Genomic DNA, 5098 nt, shown 5'->3' on the forward strand with positions numbered 1-5098 from the left:
TTACTACCTTTGGGAACATCATGAGTTTCTTATCGTCTTACCTCATACCAGCTCGATTCAAGCAGTCAAGATAGCAGACAGCCTGCGACTTAAAGTCCGCAAAGAAATTGAGATTCATGGAGAAAGTATTACCGTTAGTGCTGGCGTGTCCTGCTTAAATATCGGCGATGACAGTACCTCCATAACAGGCCGGGCAAGCCATGCCTTATCAGAAACACAAGCTACCAGTATTAATAGAACACACATCTATCGAGACATCGATGAGCTGCCCCAAGACGCAACGCCAGCCAATGCAGAAGGAGCACAATAATGTTCTCTGAAATCCAGCTTCAAACCCGTCTTACTGCCACATTATTTCTGCTTGGCGCAATTGCTATGGTTGTGCTTGGTATACAAAATTATCGCTACGGTCTCTATGAGCTCGTTTACGTTGCAACACTTCTAAGCATCGTTTATTTAAGCACAAGCCTATACGCCAAGTTCTCCCCCGAAGCCAAATACCTCAAGCAAGCCTGTCTCGCTGTAGGTGTTATATCTGTTCTCAGCATTTTCGCCAATGCAGGCGAACACCCTGAGGAGCTTAAGCACTGGATATTTCCGATTGGTCTTCTTTGTTATCTATGCCTTCCCTATCGCCAAGCAAGCATATTCAACGTGGTGATGGGTGTGTGTTACTCACTGCTACTGCTATTTGCCAGCAGCATCATCTCAGCACTAGAGTTTGCAACCAGCTTTGCATTATTTATGGGGCTAACAAGTACTTATGCTCAGCTTCATCAGAAACGCAGTCGCACACTGGTAGAACTTGAGATACATGACCCACTAACTAAAGCTTATAACTACCGCCATTTGAGAGATACCCTTAAAAAAGAAATGTGCCGAGCTGACCGAACAGGCAACCCCCTTTCTCTGGTTTCCCTTGAAGTCGATTACTTCCCTCAAATTCAAGACATGCACGGTCTCCCAAATACAAACGACCTTCTTGCTCGATTTGCAGAGACACTTAAAGCAATGATTCGCGCAGGAGATAGCGACTACTTTGATGGAAAGCAGACCTCTTACCTCCTCTTACCTTGCACACCTTCAGAGGGCGTTTTAGTTATTGCGGAAAGAATTCGACGCACCATAGAGGAATGCAACTGGCCAGTGGTTGATGCAATTACGGTTAGCCTGGGCTGCACAACCTATATACCTGATGACTGCTCAGGCGATCGAGATGGCGAAGCAAAGAAATTAATTGAGAACGCTCAGATTGGTTTGATCGAAGCACAAAAAAACGGCCATAACCGCGTCTGCCTGCATAGTCACTAAACAGACAAGTTCGTTGTTTACAGCTTTCTCCCCTCTATTGGCGAAAGCTCAAGACTTCTGACAATTTGTCTCGCTTGTCATTAGTGTGTAAAGTGACCCAACGAGGCTAAGTCTGTTTACCCCGGCACATCTTTCAATACTATTCGCACTTACACCCGGCACAATGACAGAATCTGATTTCCAACCCCTTATTGCATGGCTTGAACTAAACCCAAACTGGGTTTTCGTGGCTGTTTTACTTATTGCATTTATTGAGTCTCTGGCGCTTGCAGGAGTAATCGTACCCGGCGTATTGCTGCTCTTTCTTGTGTCAGCCTTGGCAGGTCACATTAATCTACCTATTGAGTGGCTTTTATTATCGGGCTTTCTCGGTGCCATATTGGGAGACGGCATCAGCTTTTTTCTTGGTCATTATTTTAAAGATAGCTTGCGAAACATTTGGCCCTTCTCCCGCTACCCTAAAACACTTCAGTCTGGTGAGCGTTTCTTCCATAAGCACGGTGGGAAAAGCGTTATGCTCGGCCGCTTTATCGGCCCTATTCGTCCAGTCATTCCTATTGTCGCAGGAATGCTTGGAATGTCTCAAACCAGATTCACTGTCTTCAATGCCCTCTCGGCAACCATTTGGGCACCGTTTTATATCTTGCCTGGCTACCTGACTGGCAGTGCCGTCCATCTGGTTCTGCCAAGTAACTTTTATCCGGCCTTGTTCTCTCTAATTGCTGCGCTGCTCATTATCACTCTCAGCTTTCGCTATGCCAGCCTTAACCTTCAGCATGGATCTCGCATCTATGCGGCGCTATTGCGCAATAACAAAAGCCAAAACACGTCATCAAAGGACTATGAGTTTCCACTTGCGTCACTGAGTTTATTCATAGGATCAAGCTTATTCTTTATTATTTGGAGCTTTCTGGTTTTACGAACAGGCTTGCTAAGCCAACTAGATGCCAGCGTACTTCAACTCGGCGCTGAGCTGCGCAACATCAGTACCTTTGTCAGCGATATCAGCTCTCGGATATTTATCCATCTAACCCTGCTTGGCGATGAAAAGTTTTTATATGCCTCCTTTATAACACTCATCGCTTTGATGCTTTATCTAAGGCAGTTCCGAGCCTCCACTTTACTGGTGATTTCCGGCTTAAGTACTGCGGCAATTACACACACACTAAAAGCAGTATTTAGTATTGCCCGACCTGAACTAGTACTCTCACCGCCTGTTTCATATGCCTACCCTAGTGGCCATAGTTCAGGCTCAACCGTTTTCTACGGCCTGATTGCAGCATTTATTGCCCAACAGCTACCCAAGACCCAACGCTGGCAGTGCTACTTGCTATTCTTTGTGCCGATGTTTCTGATCGCTTTTAGCCGGGTTATGCTCAGCGTTCACTGGTTGTCTGATATTGTTGGGGGCATAGCGCTAGGTTTAGCGATTTGTGGAATTAGTAGAGTGTTATATAGCACTCACCAAGCTTATGACGCCGCGAACCGTCGAGATATCACTGTTGAAAAGAAAGCGGTTATGACAGCACTTTGTCTATGGCTCGGCATCTTAATTGGCTATCAGCTTTATTTCTTTCCAGAAGCCTTGCAGGCTTACCAGTTACGCCCCTAAACGCAGAGCCGTCTGATCAAGACTCAAGATTTATACGGCCTAAGTAACCATATCAGAAATTTGACGAGAGATTGCTTGCAGACGCTGAAGCGGGTCGCTCATTTCATAAAGATGCTGTTTCTGTTTATTGCCTAGCGGCAGTAACTCAGTCAAGCGCCAGCCTACTTGGCGCCCATCTTCATAATCAATATCCATATTCAAATCGCGAACAAAGGGGTGTTTGACCAGAGCCTGCAGTACCACACGCAGCTCATCAAACTCCTCGGGCAAGTCAATATGCTGCTCTTCACCAATAGCCTCAAGCTCGGCATACCAGACGCCATTTTCACGTTCTTCAAGTGAGGATAGTTTGACTTGTTCCAGACCTTCAACCGTCAGATTTAACACCCCGGTACTAGGCGTCTTGCCAAAATCTACAATTTGAACACGCGTGCCAAGTTCATAGAACTGCCCTTCTCGCACGTGTTCAGTCGGTGCATTTTCACTGCACATCAACACTGCCACAAAGCCTTCGCCTTGCTTCATCGAATCAGCAATCATATCTAAATAGTGCGGCTCAAAAATCTGCAAAGGAATACGACCTTGCGGACAGACAATAGCATTGAGCGGTAACAGCGGCAGTTTCATAGTTTATTCAGGTATTCACGGTTGGCTTTTAAGTAAGCATAGACTGATTTTTCCAATCTTATAGTTTCGTATTGAAGATTCGCCATTTGGTGCCAGCATGCATTTTTTTTGCTATGCTGCCTGCTTCAGATTTTTCTTTCTAACAACGATTATTTAAGAGACAAACGATGCCGACCTATCGCTCAAAAACCTCTACTCATGGCAGAAATATGGCGGGAGCACGCTCATTATGGCGTGCCACCGGGATGACAACAGAAGATTTTGAAAAGCCAATTATCGCTGTTGCAAACTCCTTCACCCAGTTCGTTCCAGGTCACGTCCACCTTAAAGACATGGGGCAACTTGTAGCACGCCAGATAGAAAAAGCAGGCGGCGTTGCAAAAGAATTTAATACCATCGCGGTCGATGACGGTATCGCCATGGGTCATGACGGCATGCTATATAGCCTACCTTCCAGAGAGCTGATTGCCGACTCGGTTGAATACATGGTGAATGCTCACTGTGCCGATGCACTGGTTTGCATTTCCAACTGCGATAAAATCACACCGGGAATGTTAATGGCTGCTTTGCGTCTGAACATTCCGGTTATCTTCGTATCGGGTGGCCCAATGGAAGCAGGTAAAACCAAGCTTTCGGAACACAAGCTCGACCTGGTCGATGCCATGGTCATTGCTGCAGACGATAGCGCTGACGATGAAACAGTTGCAGAATATGAGCGCAGCGCCTGCCCAACATGCGGCTCTTGCTCAGGCATGTTCACGGCTAACTCAATGAATTGTCTGACTGAAGCTATTGGTCTATCTTTACCAGGTAACGGCACAACATTGGCAACTCATGCAGACCGTGAAAAGCTATTCCTTGATGCTGCAGACCGCATCGTAGACATTACACGCCGCTATTACGAACAAGATGACGAATCAGTTCTACCACGCTCAATTGCCAGCCATAAAGCCTTCGAAAACGCTGTGATGCTTGATATCGCCATGGGCGGCTCAACCAATACCATCCTTCACCTTTTGGCAGCGGCTCAAGAAGCGGAATTAGATTTCGACCTAAAGAACATCAACGAACTAAGCAGACGCGTCCCTCAGTTATGTAAGGTTGCACCGAACTCTCCTCAATATCATATTGAAGATGTTCATAGAGCTGGCGGCATCATGGCTATTCTGGGCGAACTAGATCGAGCCGGAATTCTGCATACCGACCTGCCAACGGTCCACAGTAAGACAATGAAAGAAGCGCTAGCAAAATGGGACATTATGCAAAATAATGATCCAGAAATTGCCGAGTTCTTTAAAGCTGGCCCTGCTGGCATTCCAACCCAAACGGCTTTTAGTCAATCGACTCGCTGGCCGACACTGGACGGTGATCGCGCTAACGGTTGTATCCGCTCATTAGAAAATGCATTTTCTTTAGAGGGTGGACTCGCAGTCTTGTACGGCAATATCGCTGAAGACGGTTGCGTGGTAAAAACAGCTGGCGTTGATGACTCTATTCTCGTGTTTGAAGGCAAAGCCGTTATCTTCGAAAGCCAGGATTCCGCAGTAA

5 protein-coding genes are annotated in these 5098 nt (G+C 46.4%); 4 read left to right on the plus strand and 1 reads right to left on the minus strand.

All coding sequences use genetic code 11. The features are described from left to right. The 3 genes from A3761_RS08330 to A3761_RS08340 form a co-directional block, all read left to right on the plus strand. Positions 1-310, plus strand: a 310-nt coding sequence (locus tag A3761_RS08330) for a diguanylate cyclase domain-containing protein (protein WP_156491746.1), incomplete at its 5' end; no start/stop codon positions are given. Further along, positions 310-1311 carry a GGDEF domain-containing protein gene (locus A3761_RS08335; RefSeq protein WP_068553493.1) on the plus strand — a complete coding sequence of 334 codons (1002 nt, stop codon included), beginning with the start codon at positions 310-312 and terminating at the stop codon, positions 1309-1311. The genes A3761_RS08330 and A3761_RS08335, both read left to right, overlap by 1 nt. Positions 1312-1474: 163 nt before the next feature. After that, the gene (locus A3761_RS08340) at positions 1475-2923 is read left to right on the plus strand and encodes a bifunctional DedA family/phosphatase PAP2 family protein (protein ID WP_068516227.1); all 1449 of its coding nucleotides are present in this window, start codon (positions 1475-1477) and stop codon (positions 2921-2923) included. A 39-nt stretch (positions 2924-2962) separates the two neighbouring features. Here A3761_RS08340 and A3761_RS08345 read toward each other — a convergent pair whose 3' ends face one another. After that, positions 2963-3550 (minus strand): LON peptidase substrate-binding domain-containing protein, encoded by a 588-nt coding sequence (locus tag A3761_RS08345; RefSeq protein ID WP_082865204.1) that lies wholly within the window; start codon positions 3548-3550, stop codon positions 2963-2965. Between the two features lie 167 nt (positions 3551-3717). Here A3761_RS08345 and ilvD point away from each other — a divergent pair. Continuing rightward, the coding region (gene ilvD, locus A3761_RS08350; protein WP_068750104.1) for a dihydroxy-acid dehydratase at positions 3718-5098 on the plus strand (1381 nt) is incomplete at its 3' end.

The organism is Oleiphilus sp. HI0123 (assembly GCF_001635315.1).